Genomic DNA, 18,301 nt, shown 5'->3' with positions numbered 1-18,301 from the left:
GGCGCACCGTCGCCCCTCCTGGGGATAACCCGGCTGAAACTGCCGGTGTGTACCGCTACGCGATCACCCGTCCCGGTGATTCGAGGGTGCGGCTTTGCCCCTCCTGCGCGTTGGCAGCATCCTCAGCTATGGCTCTGGCGCGGCGGATCGCCTGCTCGGCGCGGGCAGCGTCGAGCTTCTGCGCCTCGTTCTTCGGCTCACCCAACGTCCTGCGCCCCTGCACCCTGTAGCGGTCACGGTAGGCAGCGACCGTCCTGACCTCGTGGAGCCAAGGACCCCGACTTGCCTCGGTGGTCGGCGGCGTGCCGAGTCGCTTCAGCCACGGCGCCTTGTCCTCGACGGCCTGCTCGGCCAGCGTCATCGCCCGTCCTTCCATCAGGTCCGCGAGTTCGGTCAGCACCTCGGCCATCTCTGGACTCATCGGTCCGTCTGCGACCGGGATCAGGCCGACGACCAGCTTCGGGGACGGGCGACGCTTCCCGCGCCTTGGTTGGGCTGCCTTCTGGACGCGGCTGATGAGCACGGCGCCGATGTCCTCGGCGTCGGCGAGCGACCGGCGGGCGACGAGCGCCGGCAGGAGCTTCGCGACGTCGTAGTGGTTCGACTCGGCACGACGCAGCTCGGCGGTGAGCGGACCGAACGACTGCGAGGACAGCACCTGCTCGACCTGGGTCTCGGTGAGGCCGCTGTTCTTGATGGCTGCAACCCAGCGGTCGCGCTGGGCGACCGCGCCGATGGTCTCGTACTCCGCAGCGAGTTGGGCGATGGACGACCAGCGCTCCTGCTCGGCCTCGATCATCTGGTGGGCCGACAGTTCCCCGCCGAGGTGCTGGAGCACGCCGTACAGAACGGTGTGGGCGCTGACCTCGTCCGATTCGGGAGGGGCGTGGCCCTCGTCGGGTTTGTCGAGAGCGACGTAGGCGATGTTGGAGTCGCGGCCGCGGGTCATGGACACGTAGAAATTCTCCCGGGTCGTCGAGCCCGTCACCACGACGCGTGAAGTGTCGACGGTCATCCCCTGGGCTCGGTGGGCGGTGACGGCGTAGCCGAGGTCGACGTGCTCGGCGACGTACGCCGCAGGCAGCGTCACCGTGCCACCGAAGTCGACCCCGAGTCGCTGGACCTGCATCGAGCCGTCCCTTTGGACGCGAGTGACGGTCCAGCGGTCGCCGTTGCGCACCCACCCACCGCGCAGCGTGTGGAGGCGGCGGTCGTTGTGCCGCGTGATGACGAGGTCGCCCTCGGATGCTTGGGTGCCGTCGGCAAGGTTGACCTCGATGTCGCCGACCGGGTTCGCGACGATCCGGTCTGCACGAGCACGCTGGTTGAGGCGGGTCACCATGTCCATCGCCTCAGCGACGAGGATCGAGGCGCGCCCCTCCTGCACGTCGGCTGCCCACGCGAGGTAGGCGGCGTCCATCATCTCCTCGGTCGTGCCCTCCTGGACGCGGTCCTTCGTCATGTAGGTGCTGATGACCTCCGCCCGTCCAAACCGCAGTTCGAGCGACGCGGTCTTCTCCCACTCGTGGGTGAAGCGGTGGACCTCGGTCAGCTCGGGGGTGTCAGGACGGGCGGAGGCCAGCAGGCAGAACGCCCCTCCGGCGTCGACCGACTGAAGCTGCGCCCAGTCACCGACCAGCACCACCTTCGCGCCCGCATGAGCGGCGAGCGCCGTGAGCCGGTCCAGAGTCAGGGTGCCGGCGAGCGTCGCCTCGTCGATGATGACGAGCTGGCCCTTGCGGAACTGCGACCGCCCGCGGTCGTGCTCATGCAGCCACTTGGCGGTGTTCTCGCAGCCGATGCCCAGGTCTTCGGCCAGCACCTCAGCGGCGACGGCGCTCGGGGCGAGGCCGACGACGCTGCCCTTGCCGTGAGCCTTCGTCCAGGCGGTCTTCAGCGCATGCGTCGCCGTCGTTTTGCCAGCCCCGGCAGGGCCGACGAGAAGATCGACCTGTCGCCCGGACACGGCGATGCTTGCCAGCGTCTCGGACTGCTCGGCAGACAGCAGGTGTTCCTTGCGGGTCACGCGTTCGATCACGGCCAGGTCCACGGATGGAGCAGTCATGTCGTTCGAGCGAGTCAGGAGCCGATCCTCGGCGGCGAGCAGCGCTTCGGACGTGAAGACGACCGAGTGCCGGGGACGGAACCGGCTGGTGCCGTCGGCTCGGCGGAACGTCTCGGGGACGGCCACGAGCTCAGGTGGCGTCAGAGGCCGCGACTCCTGCTTGGCGGCGTCAACGATCACCCCGACTACGGCCTCGCGGTCCTCTGCGCTGGCAAAGCGCCAGCCCATCGTTTGCCGGGATGCCTCGGCCCAGAGGTTCCAGTGCTTCCACGTCGAGCGCCTCTCCTCGACCGCGCCAACCACGGAAACCGCCACCTCGCCGATCACGTCAAGGGACACGTCGTCAGCCCGGAGAGTAGGGCGGGCGATGGGACGGGCGGTGACTTCCTTCGCCCAATCGACTGCGCCTCTCCCGAGGATCTTCTGTGCCCGTCCTCGCCATTCGGTGGTCAGGTCGAACAGGGAGTGGATCTCCTTCTCTGGGCGTGTGGCGAGCGTGGCCTTGGCGCGCAACTGGATGACTTTCGCGGAGGACGGGCGGTGCCCTGTGCGCTCGGTGTACGCGGCGATGAGCCGGTCCTTCTCTTTGTCGATGTGGCTGGCCCGGCTGGAGAACTCCCGGATCAGGGTCTCCGGGACGGGCGCGAGTTCCCAAGCTTGGTTCCGCTCCGCCCCACGTTCGCGCTGCTCCCACTCGATGCCGAAGAGCCGGGTCATGCGGTCGGCGAGCACGGCGTTGTAGTGCTCGGAGATCGGAACGTTCGCTTCGAACAGCGGACGCCCGTCGAGGCTGCGCCATCGCCCGTCCTCGGTTGTCTTGACCTTGTTGGAGATGACCACGTGGGTGTGGAGTTGCGGATCGCCGAGCCGGGAGTCCCAGTGGTCGTACGCCGTGGCGGCGACGCCGACGATGTCGGCCTGCATCACCGCTCCGTCTCCTGCGGCAACGCCCCTCCTCGTGCAGACGACCTCACGCTCCATGAAGTCGAGCACCTCCGCCACGGCCTGGTGATGCGCGTCAATGATCAGCGCCTGAGTGCCGGCGTCGGCCACTCCCCAGAGCGCCGAGACGGACTTCGGGACGCTGAACGTGAAGTCGAAGCCCGCCACGCCGCTTGATGCCTTCGCCGACTCCTCGGCCTTGATCTGGTCGAAGGCCTCCTTCCGCTGCTCGTCGGTGAGGTCGGCAGGGAGTTCGGCCATGCGTTCGGCCATGCGCTGCTGGAGCGGCGGAAACGTGGGGAACGACCGGCCCAGCTTCTCGCCGGTGACCGGGTCGAGGCCCGCACCGATGAGAAGCTGGAGCTGCTGCGGCGTCACCTGGTCGCCGCGCTTGATCTCCCCGTTGCCGAAGGCGTGAAGGGCCGACCCCATCCAGCGACCGGGTGGCGTGCCCTCCTCGGTGTAGTACCTCGTGACCGGGTTGGGGTCGCTCATGTTGGCGTCTCCACGGACCACGCTCTTGAGCAGGTAGTCGCAGCCCCTGCCTGCGCGAATCACCTTCATCGAAACGGTCATCACCGCACACCTCCTCGGCGTGAAGGTGCGCCGACGTGTTCACAGACCCGGAATCATGTGGGTCCATCCACAGCGCTGGGCCACGGAGCCCACCTCGTTCTGCATGACGTGTATGCCGAGAAGGAGGGTGCGGCCGGTCAGGGCGGGCGGAGTCGCGGTGCGGTCGGTGCGGCGCACCTGGGTGAGAAGAGGCGGCACTCGGTCGCACGGAGCGAGGAGGCAGCGTGAAAAGCGAACCGGTTCAAGGTCCCGGATGTGACGTACGATACGAATGCGACGACCCAGTCGGCCCGCCGTCAGGGCGTCGTATGCGTCCTTCTCGGGATGGTCTCGGGATGGGCGTCCAGGACTCGGCCATGACGAACGCCCGACACTCTGCGCTCCTGGCGACCGTTACCGCGGTGGCGATCGCAATGGGAGGTTGTGCCTCCGACGGCAATGACCCGGCGGCGACCCCGACCCCCACTTTAAGTTCGAGCTCGCCGGCCACCACCACGACTTCCCCAACGCCGCAATCTGACAGCGAGATCGCATCAGAGGCGGCGTCTGCCATTCTTCGGAAGTACTACGACGTGCGAAACGACCTTCGCCGAAACCCAAGCAAGCCGCTGAGGCTGCTCGACAAGGTCGCGATCAGCACCGAACTCGCGGCACAGAAGAACCTGTTCACGACGGAGCGCAAGCAAGGCCTCCACCAGACCGGCGCGACGAAGATCGTCGAGCTGGAAGTGCAGTCGGTCAACCTCGACAACTCGGACCCGAAGGCCGGCAAGGTGCCGACGGTTCAGATCGACCTGTGCTTCGACGTCAGCGGCGTCGACGTCGTCGACAAGGACGGCAAGTCGGTCATCAGCCCGGACCGACCGGACACCGGCTGGATTCAGTTCCTGGTGTCGAACTACCAGTGGGGCACCGATCCCGATGGCTCGTGGCGTGTTGCCTCAAGCCAGGACATCGAGCGCACGCCATGCGAAGCCTCGTAGTCCGTGCCGTCGTCACCTCACTCGCCGTCGCGGGGCTACTCATCCATGCCCAGGCGCCGTCGTACGCCGACACCGTCTGTCAGGTCACGGACCCTGAAACCGGCGTCTGCCTGATCTACGTCGAGGTCCCCGGAACACCCGGCGACCCCGGAGACGGCGACGACGACGGACCCAAAGACACCGGGGGCGGTGCCGCTTGCTTCTGGGACGGGAGCGATCAGGGAATCACAAAGCCTCCGCCTGGGCCTGTCTCCTGTTCCACCGAGTACGGGTACTGGTCGAACGGCTACCGGTGCTACATCTCGCTGCTCGACCCGCAACCGCCAGCCGGCGATCCGAACTGGCAAGGCCACGAGCCAGGCGATGGTGCCGTCTACAACTGCTACCAGCCACAGACCGACCTGCTCATCTGGATCTGGTCGCAGGACCCGCCGCCGAACTCCGGCGCAGGGCCGACGCCCGGCGAGGTCGCGCAGATCGCGATTCAGGAGATGAACCTGCGAGCCATCGACATCGGCATCACACCTGAGCCAGGTGAGGACAGCATCGGAATCGTCGGCATGCCCGTGTGGATGTGGGCTGCCAACCCTGACGAGCACACCGTCGGCCCGATCACGGAGTCGGCCTCCGCGGGCGGGATCACGGTCACCGCCACGGCGAAGCTCCACAAGATCACCTGGGACATGGGCGACGGCGCCACGGTCAAGTGCCCAACCGCCGGGACGCCGTACAAGTCGGCGTACGGCAACACGAAGTCGCCCGACTGCGGGCACGTCTATGAGAAGTCGAGCTCGAAGCAGGCGGGCGGGAAGTACACGGTGACCGCCACCTCGGACTGGGTCATCACATGGGAAGGGGCAGGCCAAACCGGGACCATCCGGCTGAACGGCCTGACACGGACGGTCGCGATTGCGGTCGGGGAAGCGCAGGTGCTCGTGCAGTAGCCGGGCAGCAGAGAGGCGATGAGTATGAGTGGTGCAGCCACCCGGATCGACGGGACGCTCAAGCAGGAGGGTCCGGCCGCTGCTGCGCTCGTGCCTCCCCCGAAGCTGCGTCGACGACCAGCCCTCGTAGCCGCCGCGATCGGCGCCATCTGCATCGGAGCGCTGCTCGCCGGCTGGGCCTGGACCGCGACGACCAACACCCACGAAGTGCTCGTCGCGCGGCACTCCATAGAACGTGGCTCCGTCATCGAGGCAGATGACCTTGCCCGGGTGCAGGTCAGCGCTGGTCCCGCCCTCAAGCCCGTGGCAGCCTCGGAGTTCGACCGGGTGGTCGGGCAGCGGGCGGCGATGGACATCTCCTCTGGCGGAATGCTCACTCCGGACTCGTTCACCGCGGAGGTCGTCCCAGGCGAAAACCAGTCGGTCGTCGGCGTCGCCCTCACTCCAGCGCAGGCACCAGGGCTCGAACTCCGGTACGGCGACAAGGTCCGCGTCATCGTCACCCCGGCCCAAGGCGAGGAACTCGCCGCCGGCACACCGTTGAGCAACGACGCCACGGTCGTCGGAGTCCACACCTCCGAGGAGACCGGACAGACGGTCGTCGACCTACTCGTCCCCAAGGCCGACGCCGCGGTGCTCGCCACCCGGATCGCCACCGGCAACATCGCTCTCGTTCTCGATTCGCGGGAGCGCTGATGGCTGTCGTCGCACTCGCCTCCGCTTCTGGCTCCCCCGGCGTCACCACGACAGCGCTCGGGCTGGCCCTTCTCTGGCCGCGCCCGGTTCTGCTAATCGAGGCCGACCCAACTGGCGGCTCGGGGCTGCTGGCCGGCTACTTCCGTGGCACCCGTGAGTACGACGGCGGACTCATCGAGCTCGCGCTGACCGCAAGCAACTTGAGTGATGCGTTGGCCGACGTCGCGCGTCCCATCGAGGGCACCGCGGTGTCGTTCGTAGCGGGCACCCGCTCGCACACCCAGGCCAGTGCACTGCGGGATCTCTGGGCACCCCTGGCGGAGACACTCGGCGAACTGGAGACCACCGGTCAGGATGTCATCATCGATGCCGGCCGACTCGGTCTCCACGGGTCACCCCAACCCCTGCTCGATGCCGCCGACCTGTCCCTGCTCGTCAGCAGGACGACGCTCCCCCACCTCTCGGCCCTGCGCTCGTGGGCGGAGCCGTTCCAGCGCCCTGCCCTGGACTGGCACCAGTCGGGCGTCCTGCTCATCGGCGAGGGCCAGCCCTACAACGCCCGCGACGTCACTGCAGCGGTGAACCTGCCCGTCCTGACGCCGCTGGCCGACGATCCGGAGTCGGCTGCGGTCTTCTCGCGTGGCGCCCAGCCGCCGAAGCGGTTCGAGACCAGGCCGCTGGCAAGAGCGCTCACTGCGGCCATCGCCTCGATCCACTCGACGATCACCCGCCGGCGCAACGAGCTGCTCGAAGGAGCCCGGTCATGACGACGGAACGATCCGAGGACTACGAAACCACCCCGCTGACAAGATTGCCTCTGTTCACGCAGCCAGTTCCGCCGGTGGCTGAGAGGTTGGACCGTCGCTATCCAGTGGCTCCGGTGGCACACCTGTCGACCATGAGCACCCATCCCATCGGCAGCGGTCTCGACTGGTCGCTCGTCTCTGCGCTGCGCGCGCAAGCCTCCGAGCAGCTCAGTCAGGCGGTTGCGGCGGACAAGGGACGCCTCAACAAGGTCGCGCAGGAGGAGCTGGGCCGGACGATTGTGCTCGACCTCATCGAGACGACCGTGGCTGACCGGGTGAACGCCGGGATGACCACACTCCCCGGCGCCGAGCAGGACGCGCTGGCCCGTGCGGTGTTCGACTCGCTGTTCCGGCTGGGCCGCCTCCAGCCCCTCGTCGACGACGACCGGATCGAGAACATCATCATCACCGGCCACGACAACGTCGTGCTCGAACTCACTGACGGCTCACAGATCGACGGGCCACCCGTGGCCGACTCCGACGAGGAGCTCGTCGACTTCCTGGTCTTCCTCGCCTCCCGATCCGAGGTCAACGCTCGCGGTTTCTCCGAAGCCCAACCGCGCCTGCATCTGCGCCTCGATGGCGGCTCGCGGCTCGCCGCTGCTGCGTGGGTGACGCCCCGACCCTCCGTCGTGATCCGTCGCCACCGGCTGATGGAAGTCACGCTCGACGAACTCGTCACTCGACAGATGCTGACTCCTGTCGCAGCGTCATTCCTGCGGGCGGCGGTGCGGTCCCGCAAGTCCATCGTGGTGTCCGGATCGCAGGGCGCGGGCAAGACGACCCTGGTTCGAGCTTTGTGCGCCGAGATCGACCCGCTGGAGGCGATCGGCACCTTCGAGACTGAGTACGAGCTGCACCTGCACGAACTGCGGGACCGGCACCGCATCGTCCACCCGTGGGAGGCCCGTCCGGGCTCTGGTGAGCGTGGTTTGGACGGGCGCGCGGCCGGTGAGTTCACCCTCGACGAGGCGCTGGTCGACTCGTTCCGCTTCAACCTCTCGCGCCAGATCGTCGGCGAGGTCCGAGGCAAAGAGATCTGGGCGATGATCAAGGCGATGGAGTCCGGCACCGGGTCCATCTCCACGACTCACGCTTCCGACGCGGTCGCGGCCATCCGCAAGCTGGTGACTTGCGCGATGGAGGCCGGCCCGCACGTCACGCACGACCTCGCGACCTCGAAGCTTGCGGCGACCGTCGACCTCATCGTCCACCTCGACCTGCGGACCTATCGGCAGGAGGGGCGCAGCATCCGGCAGCGCCGGGTCGCCGAAGTCATCGCCCTCGACCCCGGCGAGCGCGAGCCCGGCTATGCCGCCACTCATGTCTTCGCCCCAGCCGCCGACGGGACGGCCGTTCCTGCGGTCCTGCCCGACTCGTACCGAAGCCTCGCGGCGTACGGCTTCGACCTCGGCACCTATCTCGCCCAGCAGGAGGTGCGGTCGTGATCGTCCTCGTTCCGGCCTTGGCCGGCGCGCTGGTGGTATGCGGCCTGATCGCCCTCGTCGCCGGGCTGCGCCCCTCCCCCATCGTCGAGCGCCCCTCCCGCCCCCGCAAAGTCCGCACGGTCACCAGGCAGACTCGGATGCTCCTGCTCGGCGGCTTGGCCGCAGGCATCGTCGCCCTCCTGGTCACCGGCTGGGTGCTCGCGCTGGTCATCGTCCCGGTGGCTTTCGTCGGCCTGCCCATCCTGCTCTCGTCGTCCTCGGCAGCGCAGCGGATCGAGCGCCTCGAAGCGATGGAGGAATGGACCCGGTCCCTTTCAGGCGTGCTGACCGTGGGGGTTGGACTGGAGCAGGCGCTCGTGGCCACACTCCGCTCCACACCGGCCGCGATTGCTCCCGAGGTCACCCGGCTGGTCGCCCGGCTCCGCGCACGCTGGGTGACCGAAGATGCGTTGCGGGCATTCGCTGACGAGCTCGATGACGCAACGGGTGACCTCGTGGCTGCGAACCTGATCCTCGGCTCCCGAAGGAGGGGCGCAGGGCTGGCGAGCGTGCTCGAAGGCCTGGCCGAGTCGGTGGCGGCCGACGTACGCGCCCGACGTCAGGTCGAGGCCGACCGCGCCAAGCCCCGAGCCACTGCACGCTGGGTGACGCTCATCAGCGTTGGGGTGCTGGTGATCCTGGCGGTGTCGGGCACCTACGTCGAGCCGTACCAGAGTGCGCTCGGGCAGGTCATCCTCGTGGCGCTGCTGGCGATGTACGTCGCGACGCTGGTCTGGATGAAGCGCATGGCGATTGGACGCGAGATGCCCAGGTTCCTGGCTCCCGTCCCGGTCACGAGGGAAGGCGCAGCATGACCACCGGACTTCAGATCGCGCTGCTGGGAGGGGCGTTCCTCGGGCTCGGCGTGGTCTTGCTCGTTGCCCGCCTGATGCCCGCCGAGCCGGACCTCACCGAGGTGCTGAGCCGACTGACTCCTGCTCGCGGACGAGCGAACGCCGTTGGTCCGGTCACCACTGCGAAGGGCAAGGAGCGGATCGGCGTCTGGGCGATCAAGGCATTGCCCCCGGCCGTCTGGATCAGGACTCCGACGCGAGAGCTCGCACTCCTCCGTATCCCGCTCGCGAGGTTCTACGGCGACAAGATCGTCATGGCACTCATGGGGCTCGTGATTCCGCCCCTCTTGGCGTTCTTCTTCGAGCAGCTCGGACTGGGCTTCCCCATCGCGGTCCCGGCCATCGCGTCAGTCGGGCTGGCGGTCGTGATGTTCTTCCTGCCCAACTACAACGCGGTCGACGACGCCAGGAAGGCTCGGCTGGAGTTCACTCGAGCGCTCGGGGCGTACATCGACCTCGTCGCCTTGGAGCGGAACAACGGCTCCGGCGTACGACAGGCAATGGAGTCGGCGGCCGAGGTCGGGGACTCGTGGGTCTTCACGCGCCTCTCGGAGGAGTTAACTCGCTCCCGCTGGTCGGGCCAACCGCCCTGGGATGCCCTGCACGCCCTGTCCGACGAACTGGGCCTGCCCGAGCTCGACGACTTCGCCGACATCATGCGGCTCTCCGGCGAGGAGGGCGCGTCGGTCTACACCAACCTGCGCGCCCGTTCGGCCGCCATGCGCACGGCGATGCTCAACGACGAGATCTCCGAGGCCAACGCTGTGGGCGAGCGCATGACCATCCCCGGCTCCCTGCTCGGCGTCATCTTCATGGCGCTGCTCGTCGCTCCCTCCCTGCTGCGGATGTTCAGCAACACCTGACAACCCCAACCCCACGAAAGGGCACCCATCCAGGAAAGGAAACGCCACTATGAACCGATTGCTCGCACTCCTACTCATGCTCCATCTGGGCGTCGATGCGCGCCTGCGGGTCCGCAACGAGCGAGGCTCTGTCACGACCGAGCATGTGCTCTGGGCCGTGGCCGTCATCGCCATCGTCGGGATCGTCGTCGCAGCCATCAAGGCTTACGTTGAAAGCCAAGCCGGCAACATCAAGTAGGCCGCGGGACGAACGCGGCTCGGGCACCATCGAGCTGGTCATCCTGCTGCCTGCCCTGTTCGCGGTGATGTTCCTCGGGACTCAGGCCGCGTTGTTCTACCACGCCCGAACGGTGGCGATAGCCGCTGCGCAGGAGGGCGCGAGGGCCGCTGGCGGTGAGAACGGCAAGGAGGCCGACGGCGTCAACGCCGCCTCCTCGTTCATCGCCGACGCTGGTGGCGACGACGTACTCACCGGCGCGAATGCGACAGCCAATCGCACCGCCACCACGGTGACCGTGACAGTGACCGGTCACAGTTTGAGCGTGATCCCGGGCTGGAGCCCGGCGGTCGTCCAGACGGCGTCGCTGCCCGTCGAGAGGCTGACCGCTCCGTGATGGCTTGGACGCACATGAGGAACGAGCGGGGCTCGGCTGCGGTCGAGGCCGCTGTTGGCCTGCCTGCCTTCGTGCTGTTCGTCGGTCTCATCATCTTCGGTGGTCGCACCGCCACCACCCACTCGGCCGTCGAGTCCGCTGCCGCCGACGCCGCCCGCACCGCCTCGATCGCCCGTACGGCATCCGAGGCGACGAGCGAGGCGAAGGCCGCGGCGCAGGCCAGTTTGGCCAACCAAGACGTTCACTGTCTCAGCGTCACGGTGACGGTCGACGTGTCCGACTTCGGCAAGACCGTCGGCGAGGCCGGGTCGGTCTCGGCAACCGTCGGGTGCCTTCTTGATCTAGCCGACCTCTCCGTTCCGGGCGTCCCAGGCAGTCGCCTGATCAAGGCCACCAGCAGTTCGCCTCTGGACACCTGGAGGGAGCGGGCATGACGCACCGAGCTCGCGGTGAACGCGGCTCCATCAGCATCTGGCTGGCGGTGACGAGCTTCGTGATGATGATGCTCGTCGGACTCGCCGTCGACCTCGGCGGACAGGTCCACGCCAAGCAGCGTGCTCACAACATCGCCGCCGAAGCCGCCCGGACAGGCGGCGAGCAGGTGCAGGCCGCGCCCGCCATCAAGGGTGAGTACGTCGCGGTGGACACCGTCGCGGCACGTAACGCGGCCGAGGACTACCTGAGCGCCTCGGGCGTCACCGGCGCCGTGACCATCACCGGCGGCGACACCATCACGGTCGATGTCACCGACACCTACAAACCCAAGTTCCTGAGCGTCATCGGCATCGGCATCGGTGACCTGACCGTCACCAGCACCGCCTCGGCACGACTCATCCGCAGCCTCGGAGGGAGCGAACAATGACCCAGCCAACGTTTGCCCAGCGAGTTCGCGGTCTCGCGGCCACGCTCACCCTCCTGCTTCTCGTCGCCGGCGTGCCGTTCCTGCTCATCGGTATCGGCGGCGCTCCCTGGAGGGCCGACCTCGGCTCGCTTCGGAGCCTGCTGACCAGCCCCGACGACGGGACACTCGCGATGGTCGTCATCGCGACGGTGGCGTGGGTGGCATGGCTGGTCGTGGCAATCTCCGTCGTCCTGGAAGTCGTCTCTCAAGTCCGAGGCCTTCCGACTCCGACACTGCCTGGACTCGGCGCTCCACAGCGGGTGGTGGGCCAACTGGTCGCGGGGGCAGCACTGCTGTTCGTTGCTGCTCCCACCGTGGTCGCGGCGTTCCAGACTCCGCCAGCCCGCGCCGCGACTGCGCCGGTCCTCGAAGCGCCGCGACTCGCAGCCGTCGAGGTTGCGCCTCTCCTCCCCCAGGCTGCGCCCCTCCTTGCCACCGCAGACTCGCCAACGACGGTGAGGACGACGATCGACTACACGGTCAAACGAGGCGACAGCCTGTGGAAGATCGCCGAACGCCTGCTCGGCGATGGCACCCGGTTCACCGAGATCGTCGACCTGAACAAGGGGGTCCTGAACGGACGCCCCGACTTCATCGTGTCCGGCACCGTGCTGAAGGTGCCGAACGAGGATCCCGAGGTCGACGCCGACCGTCCGACCGAGGAGTACGTCGTGCAGCCTGGGGACACCTTGTCGGAGATCGCCGAGGCGAGGCTGGGCGACCCGATGCGCTACCCCGAGCTCTTCGAGGCATCCCGCGACACCGTGCAGCCCGACGGCGTGACGCTGACCGACCCGGACCTGATCCGGCCGGGTTGGGAGATCACCATTCCCGGGCGGGCGAAGCACAAGGCCGAGGTCCCGGAGGAGCCACCCGTCGAGGTCGAACCACCGGTTGACGTGACCCCGCCGGTCGAGCCCCCGATTGTCGAGCCGACGACTGAGCCGACCGAGTCGGCGGACCAGGAACCCACGCCTGCCGTGAGCAGCACCGACGAGGCAGACGACGTCGAGTCGTCGGCACCCGGCTGGCTGATGCCCGGCCTCACCGGGGCGGGCGCAGTTCTCGCGTCGCTGCTGCTGCTCGCCGTACGCGCGCACCGCAACACCCAACTCCGCTACCGCCGGCCCGGGCAGACCATCGCCCCTCCTCCCGAGGAACTCCGAGCGGTCGAGAAGACCGCCTTCGTCGCGGGGGCGCCTTTGACCAAGGTCATCGAGGATCTCGACCGGGCGCTCATGCACCTCGCCGGCAAGTGCTCGGACGCAGGACGAGCGCTGCCCCAGGTCGTCACCGCCACGCTCGCCAAAGGCACGGTGACCCTGCACCTCGCCGAGGACGCAGACCTTCCGGGACCGTGGACTGGCGCAGGCTCCGACTGGCGCCTCGCCCTCGGTGAAGCTTTGCCCGAGCGCAGCGACGTGCTGCCGCCCTACCCACTGCTCGTCACCATCGGGCAGGACGATGACGGCCTCCACCTCGTGAACCTGGAGCAACTCTGCGTCGTCGCACTGGCCGGTGACCCGGAGCGCGGCAAGGCACTCGCGCGACACATCGCTGCCGAACTCGCCCTCAACCCGTGGTCGGCCATCGTCGAGGTCAACGTGATCGGCCTGGGCGAGGAACTCGCTCCGCTCGACAGCCTCCGCCTGCGTCATCACGAGAACGGCGAGCAGGTGGTCCCCTCTCTGGTCCGCTCCCTCACCGCGTCGCAGGAGAACGGCTGGGAAGACCCCGACCCGTACGGCGTGGTCATCACGACCGGCGACGGGACGGGCGAACTTGCACCGCTCCTTCACTCGCCGACCTCCCGGATCGGCGCGGCCTTGGTGTCCCTGGCTGCGCCCCTCCCCGCATCCACGGTCATCGAGGTCGATCCGACCGGGCGTCTGCGTGCGCCCTCCCTCGGACTCGACCTCGAAGCCGCCGGACTGACCAGCGAGGAGGCGAAGGCGTGCGCTGCGATCGTCGACCTCACCCGCGACAGCGAGCCGGTCAAGATCGCGCCCTTCGAGCAGGCCGCCGACGGTTGGATGGCACTCGTTGACCAGGCCGGCGCCCTCCGCGAAGAGCTGACCGACGTGCGTGAGGAGGGACCTGCTGGCGAAGGCTCACTCCTGCCCGAATCGGCCGGAGAGTACGTCGAGGTTGCCGCGACCACCGTCGAGGATGTCGAGACTCTGGCCCCGGTCGTGCCAGAGCAGGTCCGTCGCACGGTCGAGGAAGCCGATCCGACCCTCGACCAGGACGTCGCCGACTGGTTCGACGCCGAAGTGGAGCGCCCTCGTCTGGTCCTCCTCGGCGCGGTGAACGCCGAAGCGTACGGCGAGGCCAAGCCGGTCATTCTGAAGCGCCGACCCTACTTCGTCGAGATCCTCGCCTATCTCGCGTTGCACCCCAAGGGCGTCACCTCCAGCGAGATGGCCGACACGTTCGGAGTGGCCGCGTCTCGGGCCAGGACAGAAGTCAGCGCACTGCGCGACTGGCTCGGCACGAACCCTCGCACCGGCGGCCCCTACCTGCCGCCAGCCAATGAATCGCCCGTCTACGTGGAGACTGGCGTGAAGACCTATCAAGTGCTGGACGTGCTCGTCGACCTGGACCTCTTCCGGAGATTGCGTGCCCGCGGCCAGGCGCGCGGCGCGGAGGGCATCACGGACCTGCGGACCGCCATGTCCCTGGTCCAGGGGCTTCCGTTCAGCCTGCTACGCGACAAGGGCTGGAGCTGGCTACTCGACACCGAACGGGTCCACGAGACTGTCGGTTGCGCGATCGTCGACACCGCGCACCTCCTCGTCGTCGACGCGCTCGCAAAGGGTGAGCTCGACGTGGCGCGAACCATTGCCGAGACCGCCTGCGAGGCCGCGCCCTACGACGACAACTGTCGGCTCGACCTGGTGAAGGTCGCCGCCGCCGAGGGCCACGGCGAGGCGGTCGAGAAGATGCTCAACGACGACGTCTTCAACCGCACTGACGACTACCTCCCGCCCATCGACCTCCCCGAGAGAACGGGCGACATCGTCGGCAAGGAGGGCTGGGGGAACTCCAAGCGTCCTCCGCCCACCTGATTCCGGGCGTCGCGATGCAGCGGAGATCGCGAATTCCCGGCCGCGAGCCTTGCTGCATTTCGCCCACTATGACGCAACTGTTCCGCGGCTACGGAAGTAGTGGGCACCAGTCCGGTCCGCCCGTGCATCTCGATACCTACCGCCTCGGACTGCCGAATGACACTGCCAAACCTGCGCGGCCTGTTCGGATGACTGCCGAGAGCTCTTCAAGCACCGCTCGTGCCGCTGCAGTGCGCGGTCGGCTCACGTCTGGGCCGGTCACGCGAAGTCGGCCTCTCAGACGTCTCAACAATGCGGGCCCCGCACGCTCAGGCGCCTGTGGATGTGCCTACCGTTGCGATAGTGGCGTGCAAAGCGCTCAAGTCGGACATGTCCTGATGGGTCGGGAAATCGGGGATGTGCTCGGCCAGGAACGCAAGTCTGGTCTTGGCATCCTCAATGATTTCAGCCCACGTCAGCACCTTGGTCTCGTAGGTGGCCCCGCTGACTGTCCGTTGCTTGTCGACTCGCCCGACGGGCCTATCGTCAGCCGTACGCTTCCGGTCTACGAACTCGTCGGCCGTCAGGCCGACGAGGACAAAGGTCCAGTCGATTCGACCGTCGTTGAACTGCGGGTCCGCAATGACGGTCTGAACGTAGTTGTCGAGCTGGTCGAGCTCCTTCTTCCCCAGCTTCTGGCTTGGGCGCTTCAGCTCCACCACCAAGTTCTGTCTCCGACCCGAGGACTTTCGAGCCCGCGAAAGCAGCAAGTCGACGCGCACTCGGCGGCCGTCTGCGTCTAGGACCGTCGAAACGTCAGAGTCACCCAAATCGAGTTCGCGCAGGCGTCTGAGGCCAGTCGCAAGCGCTTTGTCAGCGATGACGGTCTGCCAATCGTCACCGAAGATCCACACGTTCGACTCGATGTACTCCTGGAGCCCGCCGCGTTCGGTGGTGGATTCCACCCAGGCGTCGACTGTCAGAGAGGCTTCAAGCCACGCGCAGAAGGCAATCCGGTCGGTAGCGGTGCGCTGCATCGCGATCATCGAAGTCAACGGGACTCGTCCCAGGAGTTCATCCAGGTCCGCGAGATCCTCCTCGCCAAGCCCCACGACTTGCTCGAGAACGTTGCGGAGCGCCGAGGCGTCAGTCTGAACCGCTGCCTTGAGCAATCGAAACGCGAAGCGGCGCCCTGCTGCGTCCGCACTGTTCAACGCAGGCGCAGCTGTGACGGCGACAATGTCGAACAGATCTCGTTCTGCTTCGTCCACCGAGGTGGCCGGGTCGCCCGTGTAGGGATATGACCCCTCGGCTCGCCACTCATCAAGAAGCGCACGACGAGCATCATCTGCTCGCACCTCGAAGTGTTGGCGAAGAGTCCTGCGGACCACATTCAACAGAGCCCGCGTGGCGTGGTCCATGTCTTCGAGGTCGGCGCCTGCGAGTTCGCGGCTCCCTGCCCACCGGAGTTTTGCGCTATAGGAGATGCCCGGGGTATTGACACGCGTCGGGATGGTGTTAACGGTCCACCCGGCCTCATCCGCCAGATGAAGCGCGGCTGTGACGTTGTGCTCCCACTCCGAGATCTCCAACGTCATCGGCGCGTCCGCCAACTCCGCAGGCAGATCGGGCAAGTGCTTAACGATGGCCTCTGGGTCGAGAAGCAGAGGGGAACGCTCAATGAGGCGATCGTCGGGCGAGATCGGCACACCGTCGTAGATGAGTTCCACACCCGGGTATCGATGCAGGTAGCTGAAGAAGTGATCCGCAACGATGTTGCGCGTGTGCACTGTGCGTAGGCGTTCGCAGGCCTGCGCGACGTGAGTCACTTCGACCCGGGTGCCTCGCCACGACCGAGTTTCGGGGCCGGCTTCTGCCAGGCCAGGGCGCCGCTCCGCGTCGCCCTGCTCCCTGGCCTGTTGCGGGAGGTCTGGCCGACTCGGTAGCTCGTTGCCTACGAGTTCCTCGTCGCCGTCGAACGCTTCCTCATCCCCTCGCCACACGACCAGGGTGATCCATCGCCGCTCGGGATCCTCGTCGTCAGTGACGCTGGTCCATGTGACCAGCTCCCCAAGCCCGAAGGCGCCGAACCGTCCACGACCGCGCCTGCCAAACAGATCGCGTCCACTCGGGGTCGTGTTGACTGAGTTCCTACGCTTCCACGAGGTTCCCATCGGGCAGAAGTTCTGCTCGACGTCGGCCACACGCATGCCCACGCCGTTGTCGGTCACAGAGATCGTCTCAATGGGATTTAGTGGCCCCTCCGCAAGTTCGAAGGCGACCTCGACGCGGGTGGCGTCAGCGTCGAAAGCGTTGTGAAGCAACTCGAGCAGGCCCTGTTGGGGCGTGAGGCGCATCTGTCGCATGTAGTCGGCGGTGAAGACCACGCTCATCCGGGGCATCGGGCCAGTATCTCGTTCTGACGAGGCGGGCGTGTCCAATCGTCAATCTCACCTCGTCTATCTCACCGAAAGAGGAGAAGGAGCTCCTCGGTGTGCGCGAGGGAGACGGCGCGGTTGGGGCTATGACTTGGCGCTGCATCTCACGTGAGTGCTGACGCTCGGCCCTGTCGGCCCCGCTTCGACGTCAGCAAGCGCCGACCACCCTCATGCTCGATGCCGTCAAGAGTTCGACGATGATGGTGGGGCCATGAATGATCCAGCCTGGTCGTTTCCTGCGGGACTGAACCGCAGTGCGGTCTCCTCGACGAACGACGCGGTCTTCGGTCTCAATGTCCTCGACCGCCTCGTGAGTGAACTCGAAAAGGCTGCCGCCCTGCGACGCACCGAGCGCATGTGGGGTCCAGCCGCGATCGGATGCGCGATGTTCATGGACGACCCCGAGCTGATCGCCGTTCTTGAGAAGATGGCGAACGCGTGCGTGGTGATCACCAAGCAACCGGCACGCAACTACGACAAGCCTCAGGCTGAGACGTTGCGCCAGTTGTCCACCACCACGGGCCTAGCCCAGCGTGCTTTCCACGAACTGTCGGAGGTAGCGCCTCTGGAGCACGGCCGGCCGCTGCTGATCGGGCCTTGGTCTCGCGACTGGGACACACACGAGCTCGGCGCCGTCCGTGAAGTCGGATTTCGTAAGGTTGGCGAGCGACTGGTGCCGATCCTGCACGCCAAGATGATGCTGCTTGGGCACATGTATTGGACCGATGAACACCCCGCTGGCGGCGTCGCCGACATCATCGGCTTCCGTGCCGAACGGCTGTGGATCGGCTCTGCGAACTTCACCCGCAGCTCCCGCCAGAGCCTTGAGATGGGCACTTGGACTACAGACCCGATCATGCTTAGGGCAGCTCGCGATTGGCTTCTCTCCCTCGTCGCGATTTCCGAACCCTTCGGAACAGGCCCCGAGGAGATGCGCCCGGAGCTTGTCGAGGTCGAGTACGACGACGACGCGATGCGCGAGGCTATGGCCAGCCAGGCCGAGCTCGACTTCGACGACGACTAGCCGGGATCGGTTCGGTAGTCGCAATACCCGCGTTCGCGCGCAGATCCCGGGAGTGATGGCG

15 protein-coding genes are annotated in these 18,301 nt (G+C 67.2%); 13 read left to right on the top strand and 2 right to left on the bottom strand.

Going from position 1 to position 18,301, the window contains the following annotated elements; translation table 11 throughout:
* Positions 1-55: 55 nt before the first annotated feature.
* Complete coding sequence (gene mobF, locus JOE61_RS20485) at positions 56-3,583, bottom strand: MobF family relaxase (RefSeq protein WP_193671040.1); 3,528 nt, start codon at positions 3,581-3,583, stop codon at positions 56-58.
* Positions 3,584-3,918: 335 nt separating this feature from the next.
* Between mobF and JOE61_RS20480 the strand changes: the two genes are divergently transcribed.
* The 12 genes from JOE61_RS20480 to JOE61_RS20430 are packed head-to-tail and all read left to right on the top strand — an operon-like array spanning position 3,919 to position 14,799.
* Positions 3,919-4,566 (top strand): hypothetical protein, encoded by a 648-nt coding sequence (locus tag JOE61_RS20480; RefSeq protein WP_193671039.1) that lies wholly within the window; start codon positions 3,919-3,921, stop codon positions 4,564-4,566.
* Entirely contained in the window at positions 4,551-5,510 is a 960-nt protein-coding gene (locus JOE61_RS20475) for a hypothetical protein (protein WP_193671037.1), read from the top strand. The genes JOE61_RS20480 and JOE61_RS20475 overlap by 16 nt, the downstream gene beginning before the upstream one ends.
* A gap of 18 nt (positions 5,511-5,528) precedes the next feature.
* Positions 5,529-6,206: an SAF domain-containing protein gene (locus JOE61_RS20470; RefSeq protein WP_204797329.1), complete on the top strand. Its 678-nt coding sequence runs from the start codon at positions 5,529-5,531 to the stop codon at positions 6,204-6,206.
* Positions 6,206-6,973, top strand: coding sequence for a hypothetical protein (locus JOE61_RS20465; protein ID WP_193671035.1), 768 nt, complete (start codon positions 6,206-6,208; stop codon positions 6,971-6,973). Before JOE61_RS20470 ends, JOE61_RS20465 begins: the two co-directional genes overlap by 1 nt.
* Entirely contained in the window at positions 6,970-8,460 is a 1,491-nt protein-coding gene (locus JOE61_RS20460) for a TadA family conjugal transfer-associated ATPase (protein ID WP_204797328.1), read from the top strand. Before JOE61_RS20465 ends, JOE61_RS20460 begins: the two co-directional genes overlap by 4 nt.
* Positions 8,457-9,314, top strand: coding sequence for a type II secretion system F family protein (locus tag JOE61_RS20455; RefSeq protein WP_193671034.1), 858 nt, complete (start codon positions 8,457-8,459; stop codon positions 9,312-9,314). The genes JOE61_RS20460 and JOE61_RS20455 overlap by 4 nt, the downstream gene beginning before the upstream one ends.
* Positions 9,311-10,216 carry a type II secretion system F family protein gene (locus JOE61_RS20450; protein ID WP_193671032.1) on the top strand — a complete coding sequence of 302 codons (906 nt, stop codon included), beginning with the start codon at positions 9,311-9,313 and terminating at the stop codon, positions 10,214-10,216. The genes JOE61_RS20455 and JOE61_RS20450 overlap by 4 nt, the downstream gene beginning before the upstream one ends.
* Before the next feature lie 49 nt (positions 10,217-10,265).
* Positions 10,266-10,454, top strand: coding sequence for a hypothetical protein (locus tag JOE61_RS21945; protein ID WP_223399687.1), 189 nt, complete (start codon positions 10,266-10,268; stop codon positions 10,452-10,454).
* Positions 10,426-10,830, top strand: a complete 405-nt coding sequence (locus JOE61_RS20445) for a TadE family protein (protein WP_227492370.1) — start codon at positions 10,426-10,428, stop codon at positions 10,828-10,830. The genes JOE61_RS21945 and JOE61_RS20445 overlap by 29 nt, the downstream gene beginning before the upstream one ends.
* A gap of 14 nt (positions 10,831-10,844) precedes the next feature.
* The gene (locus tag JOE61_RS20440) at positions 10,845-11,264 is read left to right on the top strand and encodes a TadE/TadG family type IV pilus assembly protein (RefSeq protein WP_227492369.1); all 420 of its coding nucleotides are present in this window, start codon (positions 10,845-10,847) and stop codon (positions 11,262-11,264) included.
* Positions 11,261-11,692: a TadE/TadG family type IV pilus assembly protein gene (locus JOE61_RS20435; protein WP_193671027.1), complete on the top strand. Its 432-nt coding sequence runs from the start codon at positions 11,261-11,263 to the stop codon at positions 11,690-11,692. Before JOE61_RS20440 ends, JOE61_RS20435 begins: the two co-directional genes overlap by 4 nt.
* The gene (locus JOE61_RS20430; RefSeq protein ID WP_193671025.1) at positions 11,689-14,799 is read left to right on the top strand and encodes a LysM peptidoglycan-binding domain-containing protein; all 3,111 of its coding nucleotides are present in this window, start codon (positions 11,689-11,691) and stop codon (positions 14,797-14,799) included. Before JOE61_RS20435 ends, JOE61_RS20430 begins: the two co-directional genes overlap by 4 nt.
* Positions 14,800-15,107: 308 nt before the next feature.
* Here the strand turns inward: JOE61_RS20430 and JOE61_RS20425 are convergent, their stop codons facing one another.
* A complete protein-coding gene (locus JOE61_RS20425) occupies positions 15,108-17,180 on the bottom strand; it encodes an ATP-binding protein (protein ID WP_193671023.1) in 2,073 nt (690 codons plus the stop codon).
* A gap of 247 nt (positions 17,181-17,427) precedes the next feature.
* Here JOE61_RS20425 and JOE61_RS20420 point away from each other — a divergent pair, with 247 nt between their 5' ends.
* A complete protein-coding gene (locus JOE61_RS20420) occupies positions 17,428-18,240 on the top strand; it encodes a hypothetical protein (protein ID WP_193671021.1) in 813 nt (270 codons plus the stop codon).
* The last annotated feature ends 61 nt before the right edge of the window (positions 18,241-18,301 follow it).

Source organism: Nocardioides salarius, assembly GCF_016907435.1.
In the GTDB taxonomy this organism is placed as follows: Bacteria; Actinomycetota; Actinomycetes; order Propionibacteriales; family Nocardioidaceae; genus Nocardioides; species Nocardioides salarius.
This window is presented reverse-complemented; position numbering and strand designations above follow the sequence as displayed.

Excerpts from the sequence above, each read along its gene's own strand:
- mobF (WP_193671040.1), bottom strand. The coding sequence starts at position 3,583 with ATGACCGTTTCGATGAAGGTGATTCGCGCAGGCAGGGGCTGCGACTAC.
- JOE61_RS21945 (WP_223399687.1), top strand. The coding sequence starts at position 10,266 with ATGAACCGATTGCTCGCACTCCTACTCATGCTCCATCTGGGCGTCGAT.
- JOE61_RS20460 (WP_204797328.1), top strand. The coding sequence starts at position 6,970 with ATGACGACGGAACGATCCGAGGACTACGAAACCACCCCGCTGACAAGA.
- JOE61_RS20440 (WP_227492369.1), top strand. The coding sequence starts at position 10,845 with ATGAGGAACGAGCGGGGCTCGGCTGCGGTCGAGGCCGCTGTTGGCCTG.
- JOE61_RS20480 (WP_193671039.1), top strand. The coding sequence starts at position 3,919 with ATGGGCGTCCAGGACTCGGCCATGACGAACGCCCGACACTCTGCGCTC.
- JOE61_RS20470 (WP_204797329.1), top strand. The coding sequence starts at position 5,529 with ATGAGTATGAGTGGTGCAGCCACCCGGATCGACGGGACGCTCAAGCAG.
- JOE61_RS20420 (WP_193671021.1), top strand. The coding sequence starts at position 17,428 with ATGAATGATCCAGCCTGGTCGTTTCCTGCGGGACTGAACCGCAGTGCG.
- JOE61_RS20475 (WP_193671037.1), top strand. The coding sequence starts at position 4,551 with ATGCGAAGCCTCGTAGTCCGTGCCGTCGTCACCTCACTCGCCGTCGCG.
- JOE61_RS20435 (WP_193671027.1), top strand. The coding sequence starts at position 11,261 with ATGACGCACCGAGCTCGCGGTGAACGCGGCTCCATCAGCATCTGGCTG.
- JOE61_RS20425 (WP_193671023.1), bottom strand. The coding sequence starts at position 17,180 with ATGCCCCGGATGAGCGTGGTCTTCACCGCCGACTACATGCGACAGATG.
- JOE61_RS20430 (WP_193671025.1), top strand. The coding sequence starts at position 11,689 with ATGACCCAGCCAACGTTTGCCCAGCGAGTTCGCGGTCTCGCGGCCACG.
- JOE61_RS20465 (WP_193671035.1), top strand. The coding sequence starts at position 6,206 with ATGGCTGTCGTCGCACTCGCCTCCGCTTCTGGCTCCCCCGGCGTCACC.
- JOE61_RS20450 (WP_193671032.1), top strand. The coding sequence starts at position 9,311 with ATGACCACCGGACTTCAGATCGCGCTGCTGGGAGGGGCGTTCCTCGGG.